This window comes from Mesorhizobium sp. M0189 (genome assembly GCF_040322135.1).
Classification (GTDB): domain Bacteria; phylum Pseudomonadota; class Alphaproteobacteria; order Rhizobiales; family Rhizobiaceae; genus Mesorhizobium.
This window is the reverse complement of sequence record NZ_JAMYSW010000006.1, coordinates 271,506-297,609: the sequence shown is the minus strand read 5'-3', so window position 1 is coordinate 297,609 and position 26,104 is coordinate 271,506. Positions and strand designations below refer to the sequence as shown.

26 protein-coding genes are annotated in these 26,104 nt (G+C 63.3%); 15 read left to right on the top strand and 11 right to left on the bottom strand.

Annotation, left to right across the window (positions count from 1 at the left end):
• Positions 1-55 precede the first annotated feature (55 nt).
• Both NKJ09_RS14715 and NKJ09_RS14710 read right to left on the bottom strand, forming a co-directional pair.
• Positions 56-1,024, bottom strand: coding sequence for a rhizopine catabolism ABC transporter substrate-binding protein (locus NKJ09_RS14715; protein ID WP_023721243.1), 969 nt, complete (start codon positions 1,022-1,024; stop codon positions 56-58).
• 67 nt (positions 1,025-1,091) lie between these two features.
• On the bottom strand, positions 1,092-2,066 hold the full coding sequence (locus NKJ09_RS14710) for a polysaccharide deacetylase family protein (protein ID WP_352495774.1): 975 nt from the start codon (positions 2,064-2,066) through the stop codon (positions 1,092-1,094).
• Positions 2,067-2,430: 364 nt separating this feature from the next.
• On the opposite strand from NKJ09_RS14710, the gene NKJ09_RS14705 reads away from it, so the two are divergent.
• Together NKJ09_RS14705 and NKJ09_RS14700 are read left to right on the top strand one after the other, a co-directional pair.
• A complete protein-coding gene (locus tag NKJ09_RS14705; RefSeq protein WP_023721241.1) occupies positions 2,431-3,675 on the top strand; it encodes a DegT/DnrJ/EryC1/StrS family aminotransferase in 1,245 nt (414 codons plus the stop codon).
• A gap of 169 nt (positions 3,676-3,844) precedes the next feature.
• Positions 3,845-4,288 (top strand): SRPBCC family protein, encoded by a 444-nt coding sequence (locus NKJ09_RS14700; protein WP_352495776.1) that lies wholly within the window; start codon positions 3,845-3,847, stop codon positions 4,286-4,288.
• Positions 4,289-4,454: 166 nt separating this feature from the next.
• On the opposite strand, the gene mocR is transcribed toward NKJ09_RS14700, so the two are convergent.
• From mocR to NKJ09_RS14680, 4 genes are all read right to left on the bottom strand, one after another.
• Positions 4,455-5,921: a rhizopine catabolism transcriptional regulator MocR gene (gene mocR / locus NKJ09_RS14695; RefSeq protein WP_245274662.1), complete on the bottom strand. Its 1,467-nt coding sequence runs from the start codon at positions 5,919-5,921 to the stop codon at positions 4,455-4,457.
• Between the two features lie 4 nt (positions 5,922-5,925).
• Positions 5,926-6,132 (bottom strand): LacI family DNA-binding transcriptional regulator, encoded by a 207-nt coding sequence (locus NKJ09_RS14690; protein WP_352481565.1) that lies wholly within the window; start codon positions 6,130-6,132, stop codon positions 5,926-5,928.
• Between the two features lie 200 nt (positions 6,133-6,332).
• Entirely contained in the window at positions 6,333-7,244 is a 912-nt protein-coding gene (gene iolE, locus NKJ09_RS14685; RefSeq protein ID WP_352481564.1) for a myo-inosose-2 dehydratase, read from the bottom strand.
• A gap of 118 nt (positions 7,245-7,362) precedes the next feature.
• The gene (locus tag NKJ09_RS14680; RefSeq protein ID WP_352481563.1) at positions 7,363-7,650 is read right to left on the bottom strand and encodes a DUF3175 domain-containing protein; all 288 of its coding nucleotides are present in this window, start codon (positions 7,648-7,650) and stop codon (positions 7,363-7,365) included.
• A gap of 176 nt (positions 7,651-7,826) precedes the next feature.
• Between NKJ09_RS14680 and NKJ09_RS14675 the strand changes: the two genes are divergently transcribed.
• From NKJ09_RS14675 to NKJ09_RS14645, 7 genes are all read left to right on the top strand, one after another.
• Positions 7,827-9,059: an MFS transporter gene (locus NKJ09_RS14675; protein WP_352495777.1), complete on the top strand. Its 1,233-nt coding sequence runs from the start codon at positions 7,827-7,829 to the stop codon at positions 9,057-9,059.
• Between the two features lie 168 nt (positions 9,060-9,227).
• The gene (gntR, locus tag NKJ09_RS14670; RefSeq protein ID WP_352481561.1) at positions 9,228-10,256 is read left to right on the top strand and encodes an HTH-type transcriptional regulator GntR; all 1,029 of its coding nucleotides are present in this window, start codon (positions 9,228-9,230) and stop codon (positions 10,254-10,256) included.
• Between the two features lie 301 nt (positions 10,257-10,557).
• Entirely contained in the window at positions 10,558-11,682 is a 1,125-nt protein-coding gene (locus NKJ09_RS14665; RefSeq protein WP_352481560.1) for a sugar ABC transporter substrate-binding protein, read from the top strand.
• Positions 11,683-11,762: 80 nt separating this feature from the next.
• A complete protein-coding gene (locus NKJ09_RS14660; protein WP_352495778.1) occupies positions 11,763-13,304 on the top strand; it encodes a sugar ABC transporter ATP-binding protein in 1,542 nt (513 codons plus the stop codon).
• Positions 13,301-14,281, top strand: coding sequence for an ABC transporter permease (locus tag NKJ09_RS14655; RefSeq protein WP_023721232.1), 981 nt, complete (start codon positions 13,301-13,303; stop codon positions 14,279-14,281). Before NKJ09_RS14660 ends, NKJ09_RS14655 begins: the two co-directional genes overlap by 4 nt.
• The gene (locus NKJ09_RS14650; RefSeq protein WP_352495779.1) at positions 14,278-15,264 is read left to right on the top strand and encodes an ABC transporter permease; all 987 of its coding nucleotides are present in this window, start codon (positions 14,278-14,280) and stop codon (positions 15,262-15,264) included. Before NKJ09_RS14655 ends, NKJ09_RS14650 begins: the two co-directional genes overlap by 4 nt.
• Positions 15,265-15,269: 5 nt before the next feature.
• Positions 15,270-15,815, top strand: coding sequence for a gluconokinase (locus tag NKJ09_RS14645; protein WP_352495780.1), 546 nt, complete (start codon positions 15,270-15,272; stop codon positions 15,813-15,815).
• A 108-nt stretch (positions 15,816-15,923) separates the two neighbouring features.
• Here NKJ09_RS14645 and NKJ09_RS14640 read toward each other — a convergent pair whose 3' ends face one another.
• Positions 15,924-16,235, bottom strand: coding sequence for a DUF2293 domain-containing protein (locus NKJ09_RS14640; RefSeq protein WP_352481556.1), 312 nt, complete (start codon positions 16,233-16,235; stop codon positions 15,924-15,926).
• A complete protein-coding gene (gene tsaA, locus NKJ09_RS14635) occupies positions 16,232-16,756 on the bottom strand; it encodes a tRNA (N6-threonylcarbamoyladenosine(37)-N6)-methyltransferase TrmO (protein WP_352495781.1) in 525 nt (174 codons plus the stop codon). Before tsaA ends, NKJ09_RS14640 begins: the two co-directional genes overlap by 4 nt.
• A gap of 139 nt (positions 16,757-16,895) precedes the next feature.
• On the opposite strand from tsaA, the gene NKJ09_RS14630 reads away from it, so the two are divergent.
• The 4 genes from NKJ09_RS14630 to NKJ09_RS14615 all read left to right on the top strand — a co-directional run bounded on the left by NKJ09_RS14630 (position 16,896) and on the right by NKJ09_RS14615 (position 20,567).
• A complete protein-coding gene (locus tag NKJ09_RS14630; protein WP_352495782.1) occupies positions 16,896-17,918 on the top strand; it encodes an ArsR/SmtB family transcription factor in 1,023 nt (340 codons plus the stop codon).
• Positions 17,918-18,835: a methylenetetrahydrofolate reductase [NAD(P)H] gene (gene metF, locus NKJ09_RS14625; protein ID WP_023676795.1), complete on the top strand. Its 918-nt coding sequence runs from the start codon at positions 17,918-17,920 to the stop codon at positions 18,833-18,835. Before NKJ09_RS14630 ends, metF begins: the two co-directional genes overlap by 1 nt.
• Positions 18,836-19,439: 604 nt before the next feature.
• On the top strand, positions 19,440-19,877 hold the full coding sequence (locus NKJ09_RS14620) for an antitoxin Xre/MbcA/ParS toxin-binding domain-containing protein (protein WP_352495783.1): 438 nt from the start codon (positions 19,440-19,442) through the stop codon (positions 19,875-19,877).
• Entirely contained in the window at positions 19,878-20,567 is a 690-nt protein-coding gene (locus NKJ09_RS14615; protein ID WP_352609101.1) for an RES family NAD+ phosphorylase, read from the top strand. It abuts the gene before it with no gap.
• Positions 20,568-20,575: 8 nt separating this feature from the next.
• Here the strand turns inward: NKJ09_RS14615 and NKJ09_RS14610 are convergent, their stop codons facing one another.
• Positions 20,576-21,493: a DMT family transporter gene (locus NKJ09_RS14610; protein WP_352495785.1), complete on the bottom strand. Its 918-nt coding sequence runs from the start codon at positions 21,491-21,493 to the stop codon at positions 20,576-20,578.
• 224 nt (positions 21,494-21,717) lie between these two features.
• On the opposite strand from NKJ09_RS14610, the gene NKJ09_RS14605 reads away from it, so the two are divergent.
• Positions 21,718-22,938, top strand: a complete 1,221-nt coding sequence (locus NKJ09_RS14605; RefSeq protein ID WP_023721223.1) for an alanine racemase — start codon at positions 21,718-21,720, stop codon at positions 22,936-22,938.
• Positions 22,939-23,088: 150 nt separating this feature from the next.
• On the opposite strand, the gene NKJ09_RS14600 is transcribed toward NKJ09_RS14605, so the two are convergent.
• Positions 23,089-23,820: an SDR family oxidoreductase gene (locus NKJ09_RS14600; protein WP_023721222.1), complete on the bottom strand. Its 732-nt coding sequence runs from the start codon at positions 23,818-23,820 to the stop codon at positions 23,089-23,091.
• A gap of 123 nt (positions 23,821-23,943) precedes the next feature.
• Here NKJ09_RS14600 and NKJ09_RS14595 point away from each other — a divergent pair, with 123 nt between their 5' ends.
• On the top strand, positions 23,944-24,837 hold the full coding sequence (locus NKJ09_RS14595) for a LysR family transcriptional regulator (RefSeq protein WP_023721221.1): 894 nt from the start codon (positions 23,944-23,946) through the stop codon (positions 24,835-24,837).
• A 94-nt stretch (positions 24,838-24,931) separates the two neighbouring features.
• Here the strand turns inward: NKJ09_RS14595 and NKJ09_RS14590 are convergent, their stop codons facing one another.
• Positions 24,932-26,104, bottom strand: a complete 1,173-nt coding sequence (locus tag NKJ09_RS14590) for a lytic murein transglycosylase (RefSeq protein ID WP_023721220.1) — start codon at positions 26,102-26,104, stop codon at positions 24,932-24,934.

Here is a 26,104-nt window from a genome sequence, read left to right as displayed (position 1 = left end):
TCGAACGGATCGGGAGAGCGCCTGGCGCATTCTCCCGTTCCGTCGGAGTGCTGGCCTAGCGGATGCCCTCTTTGGCGAGGGCCAGGATCGCCTTGGCTTTTTCGGGCGAGTCGATGAACAGCGGCCCGGTATAGGCGTTGTTCTGCGGCCAGAAGCCGTGCGTCGCCTGCTCGACCAGATAGATCACCGGCAGATAGCCCATCAGATATTGCTGGGCATCCATACCGAAGCCCATTTCGCCGGCGACGACAGAGTCGAGGACCTCCGGGCTGATGTCGAAAGTGTAGAGCTTGAGCTTGCCGAACAGTTCCTTGTCGCGGAACATCGGGATCAGCGGATTGGCGGCGGTGGCACCAAGCGCAAAGACGGCTTGGGTGTCGGGATGCGCCGACAGATAGGCTTCGGTGCGGCGCTGGATGTCGGCCGGATCTGGCGCCACGGCCAGAACCTCGGTGCCGCCGCCGGATGGCTTCAGCCCGTCATTGAGGCCCTGGCAGCGCTGGTCGAGGCTGACATTGCCGACCTCGTGGTTGATGCAGACGACCTTGAGCGTGCCTTCCTTGGCCAGCCGCTCGCCGGCCTTCTTGCCGGAATCATATTCGGAAACGGTGCCGACATAGAGCGTGGTGCCGAGCTCGGCGCCTTCCTTCTCGCCGGAATCCAGAACCACCATCGGAATATTGGCGGCAAGCCCGGATTTGACGGATTTGCCGAGTGCATTGGCGTCGGCGATGGAGACCGCGATGCCGTCCGGCTTGGTGGCGATGGCGGCGTCCAGAAGCCGGGCCTGCTCGACCACGTCGAAGACCTGCGGCGCGTAATATTCGACCTTGGCGCCGGTGAGGGCGGCCGCGTCATCGACGCCGCGCTTGACCACCGACCAATAGGGATCGGACGCCGACCCATGCACGACGAACGTGATGTGGACGTCCTTCGGATCCTTGAGGCCCGCGGCATATGCAATGCCTGTCATCAGGCCCGCCGTGACGAAGGCGCCCAATGCCGCTTTCAGAAGAGTTTTCATCTTATTCTCCCATTTGTCGTTGCAGTTCCAATCCCTCTGGCGCCGTTTTCCGGCCGCGACGATCGGCTCACGTCGCGGATCGGGTGGCCGCTTTGCGGGCCTTTGCCGACGTCAATCGCTGTTCGCCCGCGTTGTTGCCGCGGGCTGATGTTGACGATCGCCCGGCCGAGAGTGCTGCGCGAAGCTCCTCGCGCAACGGCTTCATGCCGATGACATCGATCGGCTGTGCGGCGAGCCAGTCGCGAAAGCCCTGGTCGCAGAACAGCTCGTACTCTTCGGTGCGGATATAGGCGGAGCGCGGCTCGATCAGCTCGAGTTCACCGGGCGCGTTGCAATGCAGGCAAAAGAAAGTCAGGCCCTCGCGCACACCCTCGATGAGCGCTTTGTAAGCGGGCTCGATCGGCCTGGAACGCGGCCGGCCCCAGGTCGTCTGGATGGCGGCGTCGAAAATGGCAAGGCCGCCGGCGCGGGCTAGCGCCACGCCGCGCTGGAACGCCTCCTCGGTGACGCCGACCAGATTGTCGTTGGGGGAATAGGCGGACAGCGTCTTGGTCAACAGCACGGGCAGCTGATATTCCAGCCCGAGCTTGATGTATATGTCGCAAAATTCGGGCGACAATGCCGCGCCCATATGCGCGTCGAGGTGGGTGACGTCGATGCCGGCGCGATAGGCGGTGTCGATCTGGGCGCGAAGCTCGGCCTCGATCGCCTGCGGCACCGCCTTGCGGCGCGTGGTCGCCACGTCGGGCCATAAGAAGCCGAACTCGTCGGTCAGGCCGGCCGCCCGCGACGGCGCGGTCAGCGGCCGCCATTTGTAGTGCTGTTTCTCGCTGTTCAGCGTCAGGTGGACGCCAAGGTCAAGGCCAGGATTGGCTGCGGCGCTTTCGGCCATTTCGAGGAACCACGGGCACGGCACCATCACCGCGCCGGAACTGCAGACACCTAGCCCGTTCAATTCGAGAAAGGCGCTGTTGGCGCCGTGGCACATGCCGACATCGTCCTCGTGGAGCACGATCCGTTTGCTGGAGCCGGTGGCGTTCACGAATGTCAGCCTTTCCGCCGGCGCGCCGGTCTCGAGGGTCTTCCAAAGTGTGTCCCGTATTTCATGGAACCAACCGTTTGCCCAACTGGCCGGAATGGAACGCCGAAAGCTGGCTTTCCGACAGGGCCACTTTGGCGAATTCGGATGGGTACGATTTGCCTGCCGGCTGAGACACTTAGCTGCCGATTTCCCCAATCAGGGTTCAAAACCACTCATAGGAACCGTCTTCCGGGCGCAGATGGCTTGGTCGAATAGCGGCGGAGTGGTTCTTCCAAACTGTGCCGACAAGCCTACAGCTGTCCACACCATCAAGCGACCCACATTACCAAGTGACCCAAACTACCAAGTAACTTGGAGGCCTGCCATGTACACCGCCGGCGAAGAGGAAATCGAAGCCATTGCCAGGGTGATCCGCTCGGGCGCGCTGTTTCGTTACGGCAAGGACAGCGAATGCGACCGCTTCGAGGCCCGCTATGCGCAGCATCTTGGCGTCGAGCATTTCGCACTGGCCGCCAGCGGCACCTATGGGCTCGCGGCCGGCCTGATCGGGCTCGGCATCGGTCCGGGGGACGAGGTCCTGGTGCCCGCGCACACCTATATGGCGACAGCGACCGCGGTGCTGTCGGTCGGGGCCATTCCCGTCATCGTCGACATCGACGAGAGCCTGACCATCGATCCCGTCGCCTTGCGCGATGCCATCGGGCCGCGCACCAGGGCGGTCATCCCGGTGCATATGTGGGGCGCGGCCTGCAACATGAATGCGATCATGGACATTGCTGCCAAGCGCGGCTTGCTGGTGCTCGAGGATGTCTGCCAAGGCATCGGCGGCGGCTATGAGGGCCGCAAGCTCGGCTCGATCGGCCATGCCGGCGCCTATTCCTTCAACTACTTCAAGAACATGACCTCGGGCGAGGGCGGCGGCATTGCCACCAGCGACCCGAAAGTGGCGGAGCGGGCGCGCTGCGCCATCGACCCTTGCCATTTCTACTGGCAGGGCAGAAGCGACAGCATCAAACCCTTCGCCGGCATCGGCGCGCGTGCTTCCGAACTGATGGGGGCGATGCTCAACGTCCAACTCGATCGACTGGACGGCATCATCGAGGCGATGCGCGCCGAGAAGAAGATGGTGCTGGCCGGCACCCGCCATCTCGGCAATCTCGGTCTGACACCGTCGCCGATGAACAGCCCGGACGACGATTGCGCCGCACAGGTGATGTACCTACTGCCGAGCGAGCAGGCGGCGCAGACTTTTTCGAAGACCATTCCGAGCGTCGTTGCCGGCAAGACCGGCCGTCACAATTTCACCCAGTGGGACCAGGTGCTGATGCATGAAGGGGCGCATCATCCGGCGCTCAATCCTTATGCATTGCCCGAGAACCAGGGCCTGCGGCTGGATTACGCCGACGACCTCGGCAAGCGCTCGCTCGACATCCTCAATCGCACGGTGATGATCGCCATGAACCCGGCGCATGACGATACCGATATTCAGGACATGATCCACAACATCGACGCGGCGGCGCGGGTGGCGCTGGAAAATGCTTCGCTGGATGATGTCGAATTGCGCAAAGCGGCACCGGTTGATCTGCAGAAGTTCGACAGTGTGAACTAGACCAGTTCCGACGCGGTTTGCTACCCTGCGGCCGAGTTCCTTGTCCGGCGGCCGGGCGAGGATTCCGGCCGGCATAACCGGTCGTCAAAAAATCCGCAGGCCCGTGTCGGATAGGCCGGGCTCCCGCTCGTCCTAGGGGCATCGATCACCAACACGGAGGATTAACGATATGCCCGGCACCGTACGTCTGCACCGCGTTCTGACAACCAGCCCGGAGAAAGTCTACCGCGCGTTCCTCGAAGCGGATGCACTTGCGAAATGGCTTCCGCCGAACGGCTTCACCTGCACGGTTCATCACTTCGAGGCGAAAGTCGGCGGTACGTTCAAAATGTCCTTCCGCAACTTCACCACCGGCGACAGCCACTCGTTCGGCGGCGAATATGTCGAGCTCGTGCCCAATGAGCAGCTGCGCTACACCGACCGGTTCGACGACCCCAACCTGCCCGGCGAGATCGAGGTGACTGTGACATTGAAGAAAGTGTCGGTCGGCACCGATGTGAATATCACGCAGGCCGGTATTCCAGACGCCATCCCGGTTGAGGCCTGCTATCTCGGCTGGCAGGAGTCGCTGCGAAATCTGGCGAAGCTCGTCGAACCCGAGATCAAGCAGTAGGGTAAGCGCGCGCGGCTGATCCATGGGGGCGATCTCTTCGCCCCAAGAGATTGAAGCGGGCGCTGCCTTGGCTGCATCGGCGTCGCTAGCCGGGATCCTAGGGATTCCCGATCTTGCCAGGCAACATGCGCCGGCGCCGGAAAGCCCGGATTGGGGAAGCCTGGCTCTAGCTTCTGTCCAACCTTAGGAACGCGGCGCGCAGCGCCAGCACCGCGCGCAGGATCTGGCGTTCGTCCATTGCCGCATAGCCGAGCAGCAGGCCGTGCTCGGGTTCTGTGGAATGGTAGTTGATCGAGATGCCCTGGACGTCGAGCCCCTCCTTGACGGCGGCGGCGACCACGTCGCTGTCCTTGTAGGGCCTGACGAAGCTCGCCAGCAGCTGCATGCCGGAATCGTTTTCCGTGACGGTCAGCCATTCCGCCAGATGCTCCTGGCACAGCTTGACGAAGTTCGCCTGCCGGCGCGCATAGAGCCGGCGCATGCGTTTGAGGTGCGTGGCGAAATAGCCCTGCGTGATGAAATCGTTGACCGTTGCCTGCAGGATCAGCGGCGCGAACTGGCCGGTGATGCTCACCGCCCGGTCGAACGGCACCGACAGTTCGCGCGGCACGATCAGATAGCCGATGCGCAGCGCCGGGATCAGCGTCTTGCCGAAGCTGCCGATATAGACGACGCGGTCGGCATGATCGAGCCCGCGCAGCGCCGGCACCGGCCGGCCGCGGAACCGGTATTCGCCGTCATAGTCATCCTCGACGATCCAGGCGCCGTTGCGTTCGGCGATGTCGAGCAACTGCAATCGCTCCTCGATGCGCATGATGGTGCCGAACGGCCATTGGCAGGATGGCGTCACATAGATCAGCCGCGGCGGCGGCAGCTCCGGATCGGCAAGATGCCAACCGCGCCGGTCGACCTTCAACGGTGCCAGCCTGGCGCCGCTGGCGAGAAAGGCGCTCTTGGCGCCGAGATAGCCGGGCTCCTCCATCCAGACATGGTCGCCTTCGTCCATCAGCACGCGCGAGACGAGATCGAGCGCTGCCTGCGCACCGGTGACGATGATCACCTGGTCGGCGGTGCAGCTGATGCCGCGCGACAGGCCGATGGTCGAGGCAATGGCCTGACGCAGGCCGGGGTGGCCGGCAAAGGAGAGATAACCAAGCAGGCTCTCGTCGCGGCTGCGTGCATTGCGCACCAGAAGGCTTGACCAGATGGTGAATGGAAACGACGCCGTTTCAGGCACGCCGGGATGGAAATTGATGACGCCGGCATTACGCGGCGGTTGCGGGCCGTTGACGATGGTCTGGCCGCGCCGCGACAGTTTTTGCGGCGCTGCCAGTCCGGCGCGCAGCGATGCCAAGGGACGGTTCTGCTGGATCGGCGCTACCCAGGTGCCCGATCCGGCGCGCGCCTCGATAAAACCTTCGGCAAGGAGCTGGTCATAGGCGGCGATGACCGTGTTGCGCCCGACCTTGAGGTCTTCGGCCAGCGAGCGCGTCGACGGCAGCAGCGTGTTCTGCGGGATTTGGCCGTCAAGGATGAAGCGTCGCAAGGCGCCGTAGATCTGACGATGCATCGGTTCTTCCGAAGCGCGGTCGACCGACATGATGTCGAGGGAAAGGCGCATGTGGTCGGCCAAGGCACTATTCCCCGACGAACCGGGCGGCGCGGGCGATCTTTTCCTCGTTGAGCCGACAGACGGTATCAAGCACCAGTCGCCTGGTTTCGGGGTGGACCTCGCGGCTGTTCTTCAGCGCGCGATGAACGGTGGCGGCGCCAAGTTCCGCCTTCTCGGCAATCTCCCGGATGGTGCAAAGCCGTTCCATGCCAAGCGCAGCTTCGAAAGCCATGTCGCTCCTCCTCGGTTGCATCAAGGCACGGCTTCCGGCCGGCCTCAAGCTCGAACGTCGGGGTTTGAAATCCAGAGCCGGGATTCTGCGATCCGCGCCGCGCAGGGAGCAAGGCGGCGCGGATCGCCGGGCGCATTCGCGTCGCTAACCCCATCGAGGCGCGCGCCCATTATGTTCCTCCGGCTCGCAATGCGGGCCGGTCAGTTTGCCTGCCGCGTTGCCACTTCGAAGCCGGCCTGCCGGGCGGTGGCGAGCAGCGAGAAATAGCCCTTGCTGGCATAGGTCAGCGGATGCGCCTTGGCCGGATCCTGCTCAGCCTCGACAACGATCCAACCCTCATAGCCGCGCGCGGCGAGGGGTTTCAGCAATGACAGGAAATCGACCGAGCCATCGCCGGGCACGGTAAAAATGCCGTCCACTACCGCCGCCATGAAGCTCATGTCCTCGCGGCGTGCCTTTTCCAGGACCGCCCTGCGAACATCCTTGCAATGGAAATGCACGATACGATCGAGATGCCGCTGCAACAGCGATTGCGGGTCGCCGCCCGAAAACAGGCAGTGGCCAGTATCGAACAACAGTCCGACGCTGTGCCCCGTCGCCGCCATCAGCCTGTCGACTTCATCGTCCGTCTCGACGATGGTGCCCATGTGGTGGTGGAAGGCCATGCCGACCCCGAATGCGGCCATGCGGGTGGCGAGGGCGGTCAGTTTCTCGCCATAGGCCCGCCAGTCGCCGTCGCCGAGGCGCGGACGCTCGGAGATCGGTGCGAAAATGCCGTCATGGCGACCGCGCGAGGTGTCGGCGTAGACGACGATCTTGGCGCCGAGGTCGCGCAGCAACGCCAGATGCGGGGTAATCGCCGCGAATTCCTCTTCGACCGTGCGGTCGAGGATGCGGCCATCATACCAGCCGGAGACGAGTTCCAGGCCATAGGAGGACAGGAGCGGCCCAAGCACCTCAGCCTGGCGCGGAAATTTCCCGCCGAGCTCGGTGCCGCGATAACCGGCCTGTGCGGTTTCGGACAGGCAGGTCTGCAGCGGCGTGTCGCCGCCAAGCGCCGGGACGTCGTCATTGCTCCAGGTGATGGGATTGATGCCGATCTTGACCGTCATGACGCCAGGCTTTTGCAGGCTTGCGAATGCAAGCCAGCCTGCAGACTGGCGACAAAGAGGCCCTGTCACTAGGTCCAGTTCAGCCTGATTTGGCAGAACCAATCAATAGTGACCGATTCTAGTCTTCCTTTGGGCGGCCAAAAAGGACGCGCAGTTCGTCCTTTGCGTCCTCCAGCACTTTCTTCTGCGCCGCCGGCAGGTTCTTGCCGGCGCGGTTGATGTAGAAATTCAGCATCGACATGGCGGATTGAAACGGCCCCGCCTTGCGCCGGTCGCTGTGCTCGGCCGACCGCCTCAGCGAGGCGGCGATCTTCCTCGGATCGTGGGATTCGAAGATGTGCTCCTCGAGATCCAGCGCGTCGCTATGCTCGGTGACGTCGGCAGACCATTTCCGTTGCGCGGTCATGGCAAACTCCTTCCACAAGCTCGTTCGAAAAGAAAACGCCCTATGGTGCGCCACTGTTCCACTTCGGCCCGCATCCCTGGAGCCACGGATTGGCCCGTCGTGGCGCTGCTCCGCGATGCGAATGCGCTGATAGTGGTCAGAACCGCCGATTTAAGAACTGCGGACAGGAAACGTTCTTGACCCCCATCGTCTCAAACCAGGCAGCAAGTTCCGGCATCGACAGTGCCTATGCCTGGATACGGCTCGGCGTCTCGATGCTGCTGGCAACCATAGGCGGGGTCGGCATGTGGGCGGTGGTCGTGGTGCTGCCCGCCGTGCAGGCAGAATTCGGCGTCGATCGCGCCGCTGCCTCGATGCCCTATACTGCGACCATGGTCGGCTTTGCCGCCGGCAATGTGCTGTTCGGCCGCGCCATCGACCGCGTGGGGTATTGGGTTCCGGCGCTGATTGCCGCGATTACACTTGGCGCCGGCTTCCTGCTGGCGTCGCTGACCAGTTCGATCCTGCAGTTCACCCTCGTCCAGGGCCTGTTGATCGGCGTCGGCTCGTCGGCGATCTTCGGGCCGCTGATTGCCGACATCTCGCACTGGTTCAACCGGCGCCGCGGCGTTGCGGTGACGGCTGCCGCGTCCGGCAACTATCTCGCCGGAGCGATCTGGCCGACGGCGATGCCCTATGTCATGCAGACCGAAGGCTGGCGCTTCACCTATGCCGCGATCGGCGTCGTCTGCCTGGTCACCATGGTGCCGCTGATCCTGCTGCTCCGGCGCGGCGCACCGCCCCACGCGGCTCCCGGATCGCCGGGCAGCCGCGTGGTCCAGCCGATCTCGCTGTCGCCGGCGGCCTTGCAGGCGCTGCTCATCGTCGCCGGACTCGGCTGCTGCGTGGCGATGTCGATGCCGCAAGTCCATATCGTCGCCTACTGCATGGATCTCGGCTACGGCGTGGCGCATGGCGCCGATATGCTGTCGATCATGCTGGCGGCGGGCGTCGTCAGTCGGCTTGGCTCGGGCTTCCTTGCCGATCGCATCGGCGGCGTCAAAACCCTGCTGATCGGCTCGGTGCTGCAATGCCTGTCGCTGTTGTTCTACATCCCGTTCGACGGGCTTGCCTCGCTTTATGTCGTCTCGCTGGTCTTCGGCCTGTCGCAGGGCGGCATCGTGCCCTGTTATGCGATCATCGTGCGCGAATATATGCCTGCCAAAGAGGCTGGCCAGCGCGTCGGCATCGTCATGATGGCGACCATCTTCGGCATGGCAATCGGCGGCTGGATGTCGGGCTGGATCTACGATTTGACCGGTTCGTATGCCGCCGCGTTCCTCAACGGCATTGCCTGGAACCTGCTGAACATTTTGGCCATGGTGCTGCTGCTGTGGAAGGCCCGGTGGAGCGCTGCTGTGACGGCCTGAAGCACGGCGACACGGGCACAGTCTCTCCGGCGGTCGCTTGACAATAGCCGAGGGCTGCGCGACGCCAGACAAGGTGTGGCAACGGGTTGGCAAGGCAGCAGTGGCAAAGACCCTGAACATCGTCTCACGGTCGCGTCTGGGCGGTTGCCCGGCGTCGGGACGAGTATAGTGATCAAGCCGCGCTCGCGCCGCGGCGGCGGCCGCCCGACCATCGCCGACGTCGCCCGCAAGGCCGGCGTCGGCGCCATTACCGTATCGCGCGCCTTGCGTGAGCCGGGGCGCGTCTCGGAAGATCTGCGCCGCCAGATCGAGTCTGCGGTGAACGAGCTCGGCTATGTGCCCGACCCGAATGCGCGGGCGCTGGCGTCGGCGCGCGCCGAGGTGTTTGGCGTCCTGGTACCGTCGCTTACCAACAACGTCTTTGCCGAAGTGGTGCGCGGCATCTACGACAGCCTGTCGGACGGCCCTTTCCGCATCCAGCTCGGCAACACCCACTATTCCGGCCTCGAGGAAGAGCGGCTGCTGCAGGTGTTTGGTCCGCAACGCCCGGCCGCGCTGATCGTGGCCGGCATCGACCAGACGCCGGCCTCGCGAAAACTGCTGGAAACGGCAGGCTGTCCGGTCGTGCAGGTGATGGAGACCGGGCCCGATCCGGTCGACATGATGGTCGGTTTCTCACATTTCGAGGGCGGCAAGGCGGCGGCGGAACATCTGATCGAGGCGGGCTATCGCCGGATCGGCTTCATCGGCGCGCGCATGGATCCGCGTTCGCAGCGGCGGCTTGCCGGCTATCGCGCGGCGATGGAGGCGGCCGGCCTGTTCGATCCGAGGCTCACCACCACGACGCCGGTGCCCTCCAGCGTGACACTCGGCCGCGAATTGTTCCGCGACGCGCTGGCCAAGGTGCCGAGCCTCGACGCGGTATTCTGCAACAATGACGATATCGCGCTTGGCGTGCTGTTCGAATGCCATCGCGCTTCGATCGCCGTGCCGAAGACGATCGGCATCGTCGGCTTCAACGATCTGGACATGATGGAGGTTGCTTTCCCGTCGGTCACCAGCGTTCGGACCTATCGCTACGAGATCGGCCGGCGGGCTGTCGCTATGGCGCTTGCGGCTATCGAGGGCAACAGGCCGGAGCAGCGGGTCGTCGACCTCGGCTTCGAACTCAAGCGACGTGAAAGCACGGCGCGCTGAAGCGAGCTCAACGCAATGTAAATGGCGCTTTACATAACGTCATGGTAGCGCTACCACTTTCCACGGTCGGAATTTCGCCTCGAAGAGCGGAGTCTGTTTATTATACATAAGCGACAGCTCATGCTTGTTTATTATGTATAATATGATAGTTTTTTGCGGGATTAGCCGGGCAATAAAGGAGGAAATCGGGTCGGCATTCGGCCACCTGAACGCGCAACGGGTAAGGCGGGAGGTGCCGGGCCGGGAACGCGCAAATTCATCGACGTAACAACAAACAAAACTGCAACTGGGAGGAATATCGATGATCAAGTCACTCGTTGGCGGTATCGTTGCCGCCACTGCTTTTGTCATGCTGAGCTCGTCGGCGATCGCCGATCCTGAAATCGTCAAGGGGCCATCGGCCGAGCCTGAGTGCTTCGCGCCCTGGTCTGCCGATACGCAGTTCTTCAAGTTCCCCAAAAAAGACGGCCCGTACCGCATCGCTCTCGCCAACGGCTACATCGCCAACACGTGGCGCATCCAGATGGTGCAGACGGCGAAGGCCTATGCGGCGCAGCCGGAGGTCGCGGCCAAGCTCAAGGAATTCAAGGTGGTCTCGACCGGCGAAGACGTGCCGGCCCAGATTTCGGCAATCAACAATTTCATCGATTCCGGCTATGACGCGATTGTCGTCAACGCCCAGAACCCGACCGCATTCGGCCCTGTCATCAAGCGGGCCAAGGAAGCCGGCGTCGTGCTGGTCGCTTTCGACAACATCCTCGACACCAAGGATGCCATCAACGTCAATGTCGACCAGAAAGGCCTTGGCGAATTGTGGGGCAACTGGCTGGTCAAGCATGTGCCGAACGGCGGCAAGGTGCTGGAAGTGCGCGGCGTCGCCGGCACGTCCGTCGACACCGACCGTCACAACGGCATCCACGAGGTTCTCGACGCGTCCGGCAAGAAGTGGGATGTCACCGAGGTCGTTGGCAAATGGGATGACGGCGTTGCGCAAAAGGCTTCGGCCGACGCCATTGCCACCAATGGTCCCTTCGACGGCGTTACCGGGCAGGGCGGCGATACCGGCATCGTGCAGGCGATGATCGATGCCAAGCATCCGTTCGTGCCGTTCGGCGGCGAGACGGAGAATGGCTTCCGCAAATTCTGCGCCAAGTTCGCCGCTGACGGCCTGAAATGCTCGTCGGCCGGTACCGGCCCGGCCCAGGTTGCGGTTGCCATCAAGACAGCGATTGCGGCACTTGAAGGCCAGGTCGTGCCGCAAGCGGTCAAGCTGCCGCTGGCGATCGTCGAGGATCCGAACTTCAAGGCAGGCCAGGATTACTTCCCCGACCAGTCCGACAATTTCTTCGTCGGCAATTCCTTCCCGACCTGCGGCATCAATTTCACGGCGCAGGAAATCATGGGCCAGAGCAAGGAAAACCAGTAAGCTCCAACAGCCCGACGCCGCGGGAAATCCCGCGGCGTCGGCGCTCGACATCCTGATTGCCAAGCGCCTGGGGAGGGCCGATGGACGGTGCGGTTCCGCTCTTCCGCATGGAAGGCATATCCAAGCGCTATGGCGGCGTGCGGGCGCTGGAAAAGGCCGAGCTGTCGGTCACTCCAGGCAGCATCCACGCCATTCTCGGCGAGAACGGCGCCGGCAAATCGACGCTGATCAAGGTCATGGCGGGGGTCGTCGCGCCCGACGAAGGCCGCATGATGCTGGACGGAAGCGAAGTGACCTTCGCTTCGCCGGCCGCCGCCAACCAGGCCGGCATCGTGTGCATCTTCCAGGAACTGTCGCTCGTCCCCGAACTCAGCGTGGCTGACAACATCGCCATTTCCGATCCGCCCAAGCGTTTCGGCATGATCGACCGCAAGGCACAGCGCCGCGTTGCGGAAGAAGCCCTGGCTCGCGCCGGCGCCTCCGATATCCATCCACTGGCGCTGGTCAAGGATCTTCCTCTTTCAAGAAGGCAGATGGTCGAGATCGCCAAGGCACTGGCGCGCAAGCCACGCATCCTGATCCTCGACGAGGCGACCTCGGCTCTGACCGCCGCTGACGTCGCCAGGGTTTTTGCCGTGTTGAAGCGGTTGCGTTCGGAAGGGCTGGCGCTGCTCTACATATCGCACCGCATGAACGAGATCGCCGAGCTGGCCGACCAGTGCACGGTGTTCCGCAATGGCCGCAATGTCGCCAGCTATGCGGCCGGCACCAAGAGCGACAATGAGGTCGTCGAACTGATGATCGGGCGCGAATACAGCCACATCTTTCCGCCCAAGCCCGCGCGGGCGGCTGCTACAGCCGCGCCGGTTCTCGAGGCGCGCAGCCTGTCATGGACGGATCGGCTGCACGATGTCTCGCTGTCGGTCGGGGCGGGCGAGGTGGTAGGGCTTGGCGGCCTCGACGGCCAGGGCCAGCGCGAATTGCTGCTCGCCTTCTTCGGTGTGCTGCGCGGCCTGTCGGGCCAAATCCTGATCGACGGCAGGCCGGTGGCGATCGCCAGCCCGGCCGCCGCGCGCGATGACCGGATCGGCATGGCGCTGATCCCGGAGGACCGCAAGACCGAAGGCTTGATGCTGCCGATGACGGTGCGCGAAAACCTCTCCTTCGCCGCCCTTGACCGGCTGTCCAGGGCCGGCATCATCGATCGCGCCTCCGAGCAGCGGCTGATCGACGACATAGTCGGTCTTCTGGCGATCAAGACGGCCGGCCTCGACATTCCGGTCGGCGCGCTGTCCGGCGGCAACCAGCAGAAGGTCGTCATCGCCAAATGGCTGATGCGGCAGCCGCGGATCATCCTGCTCAACGACCCGACACGCGGCATCGATGTCGGGACCAAGCAGGAGCTTTACCAGTTGATGCGCAAGCTTGCCGACCAGGGCGCGGCAATTCTGTTCTATTCGACCGACTATGACGAGCTGATCGGCTGCTGCGACCGGGTGCTGGTGCTCTATGACGGGGCGGTGAAGCGTGAACTGGTCGGCGCCGAAATCACCGAGCGGGCGCTGATCGCCAGCGCGCTCAACATTCACGAAGAGATGCCAAAGCAAGGAGCGGACGCGTGAAGGATTGGCGCTACTGGCTTGCCGAACAGCGCGGAACGCTGCTGGCGTTCGGCATCTTCGTCGTCATGTTCGTCATCTACACCTCGAACCATCCGGCGGGCTTCACCGCCAACGTCGTACAGACGGCTTCGAACAAGGGCGTGCTGCTCGCCTTCGTCGCCATGGCGCAGACGCTGGTGGTGATCACCGCCGGCATCGACCTCTCCGTCGGCATGATCTTCACGCTGACCAACTGCCTGGCGTCGTGGCTGGTCGTCGGCACCGGCATCGAGACCGCCTTCGGCGTCATCGCCGTGCTCGGCACCGGGCTGCTGTGCGGGGCAATCAACGGCGCCATCGTTATCTATGGGCGCCTGCAGCCGATCGTCGCCACCATCGCCACCGGCGCGGTCTATTTCGGCATCGCGCTGCTGCTGCGGCCGTTTCCGGGCGGCTCGGTCAATGAGGGGCTCGCCGACGCGCTGACCGGGCGCCTGTTTGGTATTGTGCCGGCGAGCCTGGTGGCGCTGGTGGCGGTCGTGCTTGTCGTCTGGGTGCCGTTCAGCCGGTCGGTGCTCGGCCGCGCCGCTTATGCAGCCGGCTCCTCGGAGATGGCGGCCTACATGTCCGGCGTGCCGATCCGGCGTGGAAAGTTCGCCGCCTATGCGCTTGCCGGGCTGCTTGCCGCGATCGGCGGGCTGTTCCTGACGTTCTTCACCTATACCGGCGATGCGGCCTATGCGAGCGGCAACGCCTATACGCTGTTTTCAATCGCCGCGGTCGTGCTTGGCGGCGTGTCGCTGTTCGGCGGCAAGGGCAGCGCCATCGGCGCGATCTTCGGCGCGCTTGCCTTCCGCACCATCGGCGACCTGCTGTTCGTCTTCGATTTCGATCCGCTCTGGCAGCCTCTGTTCCAGGGCGTCATCCTGCTGATCGCGGTCAGCCTCGGCGCCTTCGCCCTGTTCCGGGTCCGCAACCGGCTGGAGTGGTTCCTGTGAGCGAAACGACTGTGAGTGGTCTCGCCGGCCGCATGCCGAAATTCCTCCGCCGCGCCGACCCGGCGGTGCTGACGGCGTTCGCTTGTATCGTGCTGCTGCTTTTCCTCGGCAGCCTCTATTCGCGCAGCTTCCTGTCGCCTGAATACCTGTTGCAGCAGCTCAAGGTGGCCTCGTTTCTCGGCGTCATCGCCACCGGCATGATGCTGGTCATCCTGCTCGGCCAGATCGACCTGTCGGTGCCATGGTCGGTGGCGGTCGGCGCCATGATGGCCTGTGCCGCAGCCGCGTACGGCCCTGTCGGCGTGGCGCTTGCCATTCCGTTCGGCATCTTCTGCGGTGTCCTGATCGGCATCGTCAACGGCATTGGCGTCGCCTATCTGCGCATTCCCTCGATGATCATCACGCTCGCCACCAACGCGGTCGCGCAGGGGCTGATGGTGGTCTATACGGGCGGTTTCTCGCCGCAGGATTCGGCAACCGGTGCGATGCGCTATCTGGCGACCGGCTTTGCCGTTCCTGGCGTGCCGAACGCAGTTCTCATCTGGGCGCTGATCGGCGCCGCAATGGTGTTCGTGCTGACCCGCACCGGCTTCGGCCGCACTGTCTACGGCATCGGCAACCGCGAGCGTGCCGCCTATCTTTCCGGCATCGACACACGGCGCGTGGTGATGATCGCCTTTGCGGTTTCGGGCGGGCTCTCGGCCTTCGGCGGCGTGCTGTTGGCCGGCTATGCCTCCAAGGCGGCACAGTCGATGGGCGATGCCTATCTGCTGCCGTCGATCGCTGCCGTGGTGCTCGGCGGCACCTCGATCCTCGGCGGACGGGGCTCGTATCTCGGTACCGTCGCCGGCGTCATCCTGATCACGCTCCTGCAATCCATCCTTTCCGTCATGCAGATGCCGGAGGCGGGGCGGCAGATCATCTACGGCGTCGTCATCGTCGCCATGCTGCTGCTCTATGGCCGCGCGCCGGCAAGCCGCTGACCTGCATGACCGGGAACGACGTGTCATATAAGCCGGCGAGCACTGTTCGAACGATACCCGCCATCGTGGTGATGGGCGTTGCCGGCTGCGGCAAGTCGGTCGTCGGCGAAGCGCTTGCAGCGGCATTGGGCGCCCTCTTTATCGAAGGCGACAGGCTGCATCCGCCCGAAAACGTCGCGCGCATGGCGAGCGGACAACCGCTTACCGACGCGCTGCGCGCAGGCTGGCTCGACGCGATCGGCCAGCGCATGGCCGCGTCGATCGCAAGCGGGCAACGTGTGGTCGCCGCCTGCTCGGCGCTGAAGCGCAGCTATCGCGATCGCCTGCGCGGCTTTTGCCCGGATATCGTTTTCGTCTATTTGGAGATCGACCCGGCAACGGCGATGCGGCGCGTCGGCAATCGCAAGGGCCACTTCATGCCGGCAAGCCTGGTCGACAGCCAGTTCGCCACGCTGGAGGCGCCAGCGACGGACGAGGCGGCAATAACCTTGGATGGCACGCGTCCGGTCGCCGACATCGTCGCGACTGCCTTGAGCTTGCTGGCACGCTAGTTTAGCGCCTCGTTCAGTCCTGCAACTTTCGAGATTGGCTGTCATCCCTGGATTTCGCCAATCACAATGGTGAAGAGCGTAGAACTCGACGCGTGTGCTTGCATCGCTCTATGCCTCATCGCCATCGTCGAGCAAGCGGGTGGCGCGCCAGCGGGTGAGCACGATGTTGGTCTGTTCGATGACGAAGAAGCGCGCGGAATCGCGGTCATAGCCTTCGGCCAGCAGCTTTTCGTAGTCGGTGTGCATATGGCGGATGTGGGCTATTGTCGCCAGCCATACGGCAATGCTCGGTGGCAAGGTCTTCATATGCACGGCGCCGGCATCGGCACGGATCTTTTCCATGTCGGCATAGGGCGCCAGCGGCAGGAGCGCTGTCAGTGCCTTGGCGATGGCGCGGCGGCGGCCGGTCGGGGCGCTCACTGCTCATCCGATCTGGGTGACTCGTCCCGCCCGGCCATGGTCGCCTCGGCGAAGGCATCGGTCGAAGCGAAATAGGGCTTGATGTCGATGACCGGCGTGCCGTCGAGCACGTCGATGGCGTCGAGATCGATGCGGCCGATATCGATGTCGACGGCAACCAGCCTGGCTACATGCAGCCCAATTGGGTTCGGCCGGGCAGGGGAGCGCAGTGAAAAGACGCCCTTCGGTTCAACTGCATGGCGGGGTTTCTGGACAATCAGTTGCCGCGGCGCATGGTGCAGCCAGGACAGGATGATCACGTGGCTGGCGCGTTCCAGCCCAAGCAGGCCATCCCGGTAGAGCGGGTCGATGACCAAGTGCGCCGGCTGTCCTGTCTCCCGCGCGGCCCTCATGTTTTTGGGGCAGGTTTCCCGTGTCGTCCAAGGCGAAGCGATGCGGCCGATGAAGACGACATGGCCATCCGGCGGCATCGTTTCCGGGTCGGTTTCCAGAAGCTTTTCGCCGCTGCGCGTTTCGAACATGGTTCTCGCCTCGATGCTTGCGGCTTTGCGCGATCCGCCACGCATGCGTCATTTTCTTGTCCGGAAGCGACATAGCGCTTGCAAGCCTATCAAAATCGACATAAACATATGTTTATATCTTTTCAAAGAGAATGCTCGCATGCATGTCGCTCTCGACACGATGGTAGATACGTTGAAGGCGGCAGCCGAATCCAGCCGGCTGCGTATATTGGCGCTGCTGTCGCGCGGCGATCTAACCGTTTCCGATCTCACCGAAATCCTCGGCCAGTCGCAGCCCCGCGTCTCGCGCCATTTGAAATTGCTGCTGGAGGCCGGGCTGATCGGCCGCTACCAGGAGGGCTCGTGGGCCTTCTTCCGGCTTTCGGATTCCGACACGTCGCGCGATTTCGTGCTCAGGCTGGTCTCCGGCATCCGCGGCGCCGATCCACAGGTCGAGCGTGATCTCGAACGGCTGGCCGCGGTCAAGCGCAAGCGGCAGGACCGGGCCGCCCAATACTTCTCGGTCAACGCCGCAAGCTGGGACCATATCCGTTCGCTGCACGTGCCGGACCGCGCGGTCGAAGCAGCACTCGTAAAGCTCGTCGGCAAGCGGCCGTTCCAGTCGATGCTCGATCTCGGCACCGGCACCGGGCGCCTGCTCGAGATCTTTTCGCCGCTCTATCGGCGCGGTGTCGGCATCGATATGTCGCGCGAGATGCTGACGGTGGCGCGCGCCAATCTCGACAAGGCCGGCGTTTCGAATGCGCAGGTGCGGCAGGGCGATATTTTTGCGCCGCCGGTCGAGCGCGACGCCTTCGATCTCGTTACCATCCATCAGGTGCTGCATTATCTCGACGATCCTGCCCGCGCCATCCGCGAGGCGGCACGGCTGTTGCGCCCGGCCGGCCGGCTGGTGATCGTCGATTTCGCGCCGCACACGCTGGAGTTCTTGCGCGAGGAGCACGCGCATATGCGTCTCGGCTTTTCCGACCGGCAAATCGGCGACTGGTTTTCCGAGGCTGGCCTCAATCTCGAGGACAGCCAGGAATTCGAGCCGCACGGCGGCAACGAGGCCAAGCTCACCGTCAAACTCTGGCTCGGCCGCGATCGGCGCATGCTGATTGCCGAGCCTTCCAACGACAGACAACCGGCCAATGCGTATCCGATAGGGGAAACCGCCTGATGAACCAGTTCCGCTTCTCCCGCCGCCCCGACATCGGCGACAAGGTCAGGGTTTCGTTCGAGTTCTTTCCGCCGAAAAACGACGAGATGGAAGCAAGGCTGTGGGATACGGTCACCCGGCTGGAGCCGCTCAAGCCCAAATTCGTCTCCGTCACTTATGGCGCCGGTGGTTCGACCCGCGAGCGCACGGCCCGCACCGTCAAGCGCATCCTCAACGAAACGACGCTGACGCCGGCGGCGCACATGACTTGCGTCGATGCGGCGCGTCACGAGGTCGATGCGGTGATCCGAGAGTTCGCCGATATGGGCGTCAAGCGTTTCGTCGCCCTGCGCGGCGATCCGGCCGAGGGCGTCGGCGCGGCCTACCGGCCGCATCCGGAAGGCTATGCCAATGGCGCCGAGCTGGTCGACGCGTTGAAGGGCGCCGGCGATTTCGACATATCGGTCTCGGCCTATCCGGAAAAGCATCCGGAAAGCCCGGATTTCGCCACCGACTTCGACATGCTGAAGCGCAAGGCCGACAATGGAGCGACGCGGGCGATCACCCAGTTCTTCTTCGACAACGATCTTTATGAACGCTATGTCGAGCGGGCACGGCGGGCCGGCATCTACATACCGATCGTGCCGGGCATATTGCCGGTGCACAATTTCACCCAGGTCGCCAACTTCTCGGCGCGTTGCGGCGCCTTGGTGCCGGCATGGCTGGCCGAGCGCTTCGATGGGCTGCAGAACGACCCGCAAACGCATGCGCTGGTGGCGTCCGCGGTTGCGGCCGAGCAGGTGCTGGACCTTGTCGAGCGCGGCGTCGGCGATTTCCACTTCTACACGATGAACCGGGCCGATCTGGTCTTTGCCATTTGCCACATGATCGGCATCAGGTCGCACGAAGTCGAGGCGGCGGGATCAGCCGCGGCGTAAGGCGGCAGGCACTTTTTGAAATGTCAAAGATCGGGGGAATGCAAAAGGGCCGGGCAAAATGCCCGGCCTTTTCAATGGTTTGGAATATTCTGTGCTGGTCTTCCCCCGCTCAGCGGCCTTATGGAAGGACGCCCATAATGAGGGCGCCGATGAATGCAAACGCAGCACAAATCATCAATGCGTTGATCGGCCTCGTCAGTCCCATGTCATAGCCTCCTCTTAAAGAGCTATGGCGAGAGTCTAGGGTCATTTGTGCCACAGGCAAGCAGAAACTTTGCTGCAATGCGACGAGATTGTGGAATTTGCGACCTGCCGTTTGCCGTTAGGCATTGAAACTCTTTGTCAAAAGCCGGCCCGGGACCTGTGAATAATTTGTGGCAAAGCCGGGGCAGCAACGAGAATGGCAGCGCTACCGCGGCGGAAATCGGAATCGATTTTCGGACCGACTGAAGATTCGACGCATCCTTTGCGCATCCAACCGGATGCTGCACGCTATACGCACGCTATACGAATGCGGTGGGCAATCGGCAGCGTTGTGAGATAGCCAGGACTTGAATTTTCTGCCAATTGGCAGTATATTGACTGCCAAGTGATGGAGGTCGGAATGAGTGTCGCTTATGCGGTTCGCGATCCTGCAAATCAGGCTTTGCCGGCAAATCTGGCGGATGCCTCGGCACGGGCGCGGCTCACGCCAGCGGCTGTTGCCGGCATCGTCAGGCTCGCAGACATCTGGCATCTGACCAGCGCCGAGATCTGTACCTTGATCGGCGACGTGTCGGAGAGAACCTGGTTCCGCATGAAGAAAGGCGAGTGGGAGGGCGTTCTCTCCCAGGATTCGCTGACACGCATCAGCGCCCTGATCGGCATCTTCAAGGGACTGCGGCTTCTGTTCTCCGAAGCGCTTGCCGATGAATGGGTGCGGTTGCCGAACAAAGGGCCGCTTTATGGTGGCCGGCGCCCCCTGGACGTAATGATCGAGGGCGGCATTCCGAAGCTGCTGCAGGTTCGCCAACATATCGACGCTTTGCGCGGTGGACTTTGAATGCCGATCCCGCCGCGCGCTGACATTTCCCAGCGCGACCCGATCCGGCTCATTTCGACAGGCAGGCTCAAGGAACCGGTCCTGATGCCGTTGGCCAGGAATCATGGAGATTTGGAGGACCTTGCGGAACTCGAAGGGGCCACCAGCGGCCGTCTTCAGGCGCAGCAAGGGGGATTGCCCGACCTCGATCCGCGCGAACTGGTTTTCGGGAGACCGGGCTACACCTTCATCAATGCGGCGTTCGCTTACACCCGTCCGGGCGGCAATCGTTTCAACGATGATGCCAGGGGCGTCTGGTACTGTGCGTTCGATGCGGAAACCGCGCTCGGCGAGGTCTCGTTTCATCTGACGCGCGAGCTTGCCGCGATCGAACGGTTCGAAAACGTCACCGACTATGCGGAGCTCGTTGCCGACTTCATAGGCTCGTTTCACGATCTGCGCGGCGCTGAGTTCAGCAAGGACCCGGTGCTCGATCCGGATACTGCCTTAGCCTATCCTGCCGGGCAGGCGCTGGCGAAGCAACTCCGCAAGCAAGACGCCGCGACCGGTTTTATCTATCCTTCCGTGAGACATGTTGGCGGGACCTGCCTTGCCGCCTTCCATCCAGATCTCGTTCAGAATCTCCGGCAAGGCGGTATCTGGCGTCTGGAATGGCAGGGTTCATCTGTTCCGGCGATCACGCCCATATAGCGCCATCTCTAACGCCGCCCGAACAGGCGACCGTCGATGGTGACGAGGCCAAGCGCAATCAGCGCCATGCCGCCCAATTCGAACAGTTCGAGCCACTCGCCCAGGAACAGGAAGCCGAGCAGGATGGCACTGGCCGGCACGATGAGCGTGACCAGCGAGGCGTTGGTGGCGCCGGCCGAGGCGACAAGGTTGAAATAGAGGATATAGGCGAAGGCGGTCGACAGCAGCGCCAGCGCCAGCACCGCCGCCCAGACCGGCGGCGAAGCCGAGAACAGATTGGCGGTCCCGTAGGTGAACAGAACGACCGGGATCATGATGATGGTCGAGCAAGTCAATTGTCCGGTGGCAATGACCGGTGACGGCACACCCTTGAAGCGGCGGGCAATCATCAGCGCAACCGCATAGGATAGTGACGCTCCGATGAGCGCGAATTTCGCCCAGACCGGGCCGCCGAGCCCGGCGACGAGGCCGGGACCGATCATCACCGCCGTTCCCGCGATACCGAGGGCGATGCCGGCAAGCTTGTTCCACGACAGCTTTTCGTCGCTGGTCAGGGCGTTGGCGAGGATCAGCGTCCAGAACGGCGTCGTCGAATTGAGCACCGAGGCGACGCCGGCGCCAAGCTCGGTCTGGCCGGCAAAGATCAGCGAGAAAGGGATGACATTGTTGGCGAGCGCCAGCAGGAAGAACAGGCCGGCATGCGGCAAAGCGAGGCGAAAGGATGGGCCGCGAACCGCAAGATAGAGCTGAAGTGCCGCCGCCGCGATGGTGACGCGGAACAGCACCAGCACCAGCGGAGGAAGTTCCGCCACCGCAATGCGGGCAAAGAAGAACGAACCGCCCCAGATGGCGCCGAGCAGCAGAAGCTGCGCCCAGTCCTTGAGCACCATCGGCCCGCGCATCGTGGTGGTGGCAGCTATCGCCATTGGTCGTCCTCCCAGACGAGATGCCTTGCTCTTCAGGCGTCTGTTCACGCCATACCCGATCCGGCCGCAAGGGCCACCCGAAACCTGAGCGATGGCCTAGCTCGCCCATAACCGGCGTACAGAAAGGCGTAGCGCCGCGAAGCCGGGGCGGCGAGACATAGAATTGTTTTCATTAGCCGCTAGCTTGGATTAATTGTGCGCAGCCTCAGTCAAGGGATTCGTCCATGCAGCGATTCGAAAATGCCCGCGAGGCAGCGCTGGCGCTGCGCCCGGACGATCCGATCTATTGCTTCCGCCCGCAGGTGCTGAAGGCGGACGCCAAACAGTTCATGGGCATGTTTCCCGGCAAGACCGCCTATGCGGTCAAGACCAATGGCGAGCAGATCGTGCTCAACGCACTGGTCGAGGCCGGCGTCAGCGCCTTCGATGTGGCCTCGCCCGGCGAATTCGCTGCCGTGCGCGCCGTCTCGCCGGACGCCGAGATGCTCTACATGCACCCGGTCAAGGCGCAGTCGGACATCAGGCTGGCGCTGGAAAAGTACGCCATTCGCGTCATTTCGCTCGACCATGAGGACGAGATCACCAAGCTGACCAGGGTGGTGCGGGCGCTCGACATCGATCCGGGCGCGATCACCGTGTTCGTGCGCATCCAGACGAAAGGCTCGGCGGCCTACGAACTGTCGAAGAAGTTCGGCGCCGGACCGGCCAATGCGGTGGAACTCGCCGAACGGCTGAACCGAACCGGCTACAAGGTCGGGCTGTGCTTTCACGTCGGCAGCCAGATCGAGGATCCCGACACCTATGAGCGGGCGCTGGCTTCGGCCGACTGGGTGCGCAACCGCGTCGGTTTCGACATTGCCGGGCTCGATGTCGGCGGCGGCTTTCCGGCCGAATATGGCCATGACCCGAACAGCCGCAAGCCGGAGATGCCGTCGCTCGGCCAGATCATGTCGCGATTATCGGGCGACCTCCAGGAGTACCAATTCGACCAGATGCCGCTGGTGGCCGAGCCCGGCCGGGTGATCGTGGCGCGCTGCCTGTCGCTGATCGTGCGCGTGCTGCTGCGCAAGGGCAAAAGGCTCTACATCAATGACGGCATCTGGGCGTCGCTGTCGGATTCATGGACCGGCAAGATCACGCTGCCGGCGCGCTTCATCCCCGATCCGGCGATCCGCTCGCGCAATGGCGAGGACAAGACCATCGTGCCCTTCAAGGTCTGCGGCGCGACCTGCGATTCCGTCGATATATTGTCGCGGCCGTTCTGGCTGCCCGAAACCGTCGATACCGGCGACTGGATAGAGATCGGCCATATCGGCGCCTACTCGCTGTCGCTCAGGACACGGTTCAACGGCTTCTATCCCGACACCTTCGTCGAGGTGGCAACGCCATTCGACGAAGGCGACGCGCCGCAAGGGTTCGCCAGCCTCGAGACGATGGCGGATTAGTGAATAGTGAATAGTGAATAGTAGTAGCTCTTGTGCTCTGCGCGGCTCAGGTGTTGTTCTTTTCACCATTCACCATTCACCATTCACCATTCACCATTCACCATTCACCATTCACCATTCACCATTCACCATTCACCATTCACCATTCAGTCAGGCTACTCCGCCGCCGGCCTGGATGTTCTCGCCGGTCAGCCAGCGAGCTTCGTCCGAAGCCAGGAAAACCGCGACATCGGCGACGTCGCGCGGCCCTCCGATCCGGCCGAAGGGCGACATGCCGGCGGCCACGGCCCGGTCTCGCTCCGGAAGCAGGTCGGTGTCGGTGAAGCCTGGCGAAAGCGCATTCACGGTAACGGCGCGCGGGCCGAGTTCGCGCGAGAGGACGCGGACGAACTGCTCGACGGCTCCCTTACTGCCGAGATAAAGCGCCGTGTGCGTGAAGAACATCTTCGTTCCACCGGTGGAGACGGCAATGATGCGGCCACCGTCGCGAACGCGGCGCGCCGCTTCCTGAAGCGTGAAGAAGGTGCCCTTGGCATTGGCCCCGAACACATGATCGAAGTCCGCTTCGGTGGCCTCGACGAGCGGCTTTATGACGGCGACGCCGACATTGGCTACGACGATGTCAATCGGCCCCATCTGCCGTTCGGTTTCGTCGAACAACTTGCGAATGTCGGGGATGCTGGAGACGTCCGCCTGGATGGCGACGGCTTTTCCGCCAATCCCTTCAATGGCGGCAACGACTTCCCTGGCTGCTTTCTCGTTGCCGACATAGTTGACGACCACGGCAGCACCCTTGGCCGCGAGCCCCTCGGCGATGGCGCGTCCGATGCCGCGCGAGCTGCCGGTCACAAGTGCGGTCTTGCCTTCGAGTGGACGATGCATGGCTGTTCCTTCGTCTGGCTACGGCCGCCTCGATCGAGCGGCGTTCCGGGGAAAAGCTAGGGGCATGCTATTGCTCAGAGAATAGCCTATTATCTAACTGACTTGTTAAGCCTGAGGTACATAATGCGAGGAAGCGAGTTTTCCGAACTCACGGCATTTGCAGCAATCATCGAAGAGGGAAGCTTTGTCCGCGCCGCGGCCAAGCTCAGGATTTCGCCTCCAGCACTCAGCCAGACGATACGTGGGCTGGAAGAGCGTCTCGGTGTCCGCCTGCTTAACCGCACCACGCGCAGCATGTCGCCGACCGCTGAGGGCGAGAAGCTGTTTGCCCGCATCGCACCGGCATTCGGCGAACTGGAAGGCGCCGTCGCGGACGCGCATGCATCACGCGGCCGGCCAGCAGGCTCGCTGCGCATCAATGTTCCGCGCATCGCCGCCACGCGTTTCATCGCGCCGATCCTCGGCGATTTCCGCCGCGCCTATCCCGATATCGCCCTCACAATCATTGTCGACGACATGCTCACCGACATCGTCGAGGGCCGCTTCGATGCTGGAATCAGACTGGGTGAGCGGCTGCACAAGGATATGGTGGCTGTGAAGCTCAGCGAGGAGCTCGAGATGGCTGCAGTGGCGGCGCCGAGGTATCTGCAGCATCACCCGATACCCCGTCACCCCGCGGACCTGCATCAGCACCAGTGCATCAATTTCCAGTGGCCGAGCGGCGGCAATCTCTACCGGTGGGAGTTCGCCCGAGGCCAACGTGCCCTGGAAGTGGCCGTCAGCGGTGGCCTGACGGTCAACGATACGGACCTGATGATCGGGGCGGTTCTGGATGGGGTCGGCGTGGCGTACATGCTGGAATACCAGGTCCGGCCGTGGATCGAAGCGGGAAAGCTCATCCGCTTTCTCGAAGCCTGGTCGCCGAGATTTCCGGGTTTTTATCTATATCACGCAAGTTCCCGGCAGGTTCCCGCGCCGCTGCGAGCCTTCATCGATTTCTTGCTTGCCAGGCGGTGATGTGAATAGTGAATAGTGAATAGTAGTAGCTCTGGTGTTCAGTGCGGCTCCGGTGCTATTCTTTTCACCATTCACCATTCACCATTCACCGCCCTCACAGCCCCGCCAGCAGCTCGAGCGTCGGCCAGCCGTCGACCGGCAGGCCCAGCCGCATCTGCTCCTTGCGGATCGCTTCGCGGGTGTTGGTGCCTAGAATGCCGTCGACGGTGCCGACGTCATAGCCTTTCGCCTCGAGCTTGGTCTGTAGCGCCTTCATCTGGTCGCCGTTGAGGCCGGGTTCCGGGTTGCGCGGATCGAATCGCGGCGCGCCCCCCAGCCGGGCGGCAAGATTTGCCGCGGTCAGGGCATAGGTGAAGGATTGGTTCCACTCGAGATAGACGTCGAAATTGTCGTAGGTCAGGAAGGCTGGCCCCTTGCGACCCATGGGCAGCGCCAGGCCGGCCTTCAGGCCGTTGTCGAGAAGCGGCGTACCGTCGGGCCTGGTAACGCCCCACTGGGTCCATTGCATCAACGGCAGCTTGTTGGTGCGTCCCGTCTGCTCCCACGGCAAATCGTCGGGCACACGGACTTCCTCGATCCAGGGCTGGTCGCGCTTCCAGCCGCGCGACTGGATCTTGCTGGCCGTGCTCATGATCACATCAGGCGCGCTGCCGCGCAGGTCGACCAGGCCATTGCCGTCGCCGTCCACGCCGTGGCCGAGATAGTCGGAAGGCAACATCTGCGTCTGGCCGATCTCGCCGGCCCAGGCACCGGTCACGTCGGCCGGCACCACGCCGCGATCGATCAGCATCAGCAGCGGCACGATCTGCGGCCGGAACAACTGCGGGCGGCGGCAGTCATGCGAGAGGCTGACCAGTGCGTTCAGTGTGTGGAAATCGCCTTGCACGGCGCCAAAATCGGTTTCCAGGGCCCAGAAAGCAGCGATGACCGGCGCCTGGACGCCGAATTCGCGATCGGCGCGGGCAAAGATCTCGGCATATTTTTGCAGATTGGCCGCGCCTTGCTTCAGTCGATGCGACGAGATCATGCGGTTCGAGAATTCGATGAAGGTCTGGGTGAAGACGCCCTGGGCGCGGTCGCGTGCCAGCGCCTTCTCATCGAGGGTGGCGTTTTCCAGCGCATCAAGGCCGGCAGCGCCGACGCCGGCCGCCCTGGCCTCCGCCGCCACGCCCTGCTTCCATGCCTCGAAATCGCCGCCGCATTGCTGTGCCGCGGCCGGCACGGCGGTCAGGAGCAGCGCCGCGAGAATTCCAAAGCGCGATCGCAT

Excerpts from the sequence above, each read along its gene's own strand:
- NKJ09_RS14595 (WP_023721221.1), top strand. The coding sequence starts at position 23,944 with ATGCGAGGAAGCGAGTTTTCCGAACTCACGGCATTTGCAGCAATCATC.
- metF (WP_023676795.1), top strand. The coding sequence starts at position 17,918 with ATGAACCAGTTCCGCTTCTCCCGCCGCCCCGACATCGGCGACAAGGTC.
- iolE (WP_352481564.1), bottom strand. The coding sequence starts at position 7,244 with ATGACGGTCAAGATCGGCATCAATCCCATCACCTGGAGCAATGACGAC.
- NKJ09_RS14705 (WP_023721241.1), top strand. The coding sequence starts at position 2,431 with ATGTACACCGCCGGCGAAGAGGAAATCGAAGCCATTGCCAGGGTGATC.
- NKJ09_RS14690 (WP_352481565.1), bottom strand. The coding sequence starts at position 6,132 with ATGGCTTTCGAAGCTGCGCTTGGCATGGAACGGCTTTGCACCATCCGG.
- NKJ09_RS14645 (WP_352495780.1), top strand. The coding sequence starts at position 15,270 with ATGACCGGGAACGACGTGTCATATAAGCCGGCGAGCACTGTTCGAACG.
- NKJ09_RS14715 (WP_023721243.1), bottom strand. The coding sequence starts at position 1,024 with ATGAAAACTCTTCTGAAAGCGGCATTGGGCGCCTTCGTCACGGCGGGC.
- NKJ09_RS14665 (WP_352481560.1), top strand. The coding sequence starts at position 10,558 with ATGATCAAGTCACTCGTTGGCGGTATCGTTGCCGCCACTGCTTTTGTC.
- NKJ09_RS14620 (WP_352495783.1), top strand. The coding sequence starts at position 19,440 with ATGAGTGTCGCTTATGCGGTTCGCGATCCTGCAAATCAGGCTTTGCCG.
- NKJ09_RS14610 (WP_352495785.1), bottom strand. The coding sequence starts at position 21,493 with ATGGCGATAGCTGCCACCACCACGATGCGCGGGCCGATGGTGCTCAAG.
- NKJ09_RS14630 (WP_352495782.1), top strand. The coding sequence starts at position 16,896 with ATGCATGTCGCTCTCGACACGATGGTAGATACGTTGAAGGCGGCAGCC.
- NKJ09_RS14605 (WP_023721223.1), top strand. The coding sequence starts at position 21,718 with ATGCAGCGATTCGAAAATGCCCGCGAGGCAGCGCTGGCGCTGCGCCCG.
- NKJ09_RS14615 (WP_352609101.1), top strand. The coding sequence starts at position 19,878 with ATGCCGATCCCGCCGCGCGCTGACATTTCCCAGCGCGACCCGATCCGG.
- NKJ09_RS14660 (WP_352495778.1), top strand. The coding sequence starts at position 11,763 with ATGGACGGTGCGGTTCCGCTCTTCCGCATGGAAGGCATATCCAAGCGC.
- NKJ09_RS14600 (WP_023721222.1), bottom strand. The coding sequence starts at position 23,820 with ATGCATCGTCCACTCGAAGGCAAGACCGCACTTGTGACCGGCAGCTCG.
- NKJ09_RS14700 (WP_352495776.1), top strand. The coding sequence starts at position 3,845 with ATGCCCGGCACCGTACGTCTGCACCGCGTTCTGACAACCAGCCCGGAG.
- NKJ09_RS14590 (WP_023721220.1), bottom strand. The coding sequence starts at position 26,104 with ATGCGATCGCGCTTTGGAATTCTCGCGGCGCTGCTCCTGACCGCCGTG.
- NKJ09_RS14680 (WP_352481563.1), bottom strand. The coding sequence starts at position 7,650 with ATGACCGCGCAACGGAAATGGTCTGCCGACGTCACCGAGCATAGCGAC.
- tsaA (WP_352495781.1), bottom strand. The coding sequence starts at position 16,756 with ATGTTCGAAACGCGCAGCGGCGAAAAGCTTCTGGAAACCGACCCGGAA.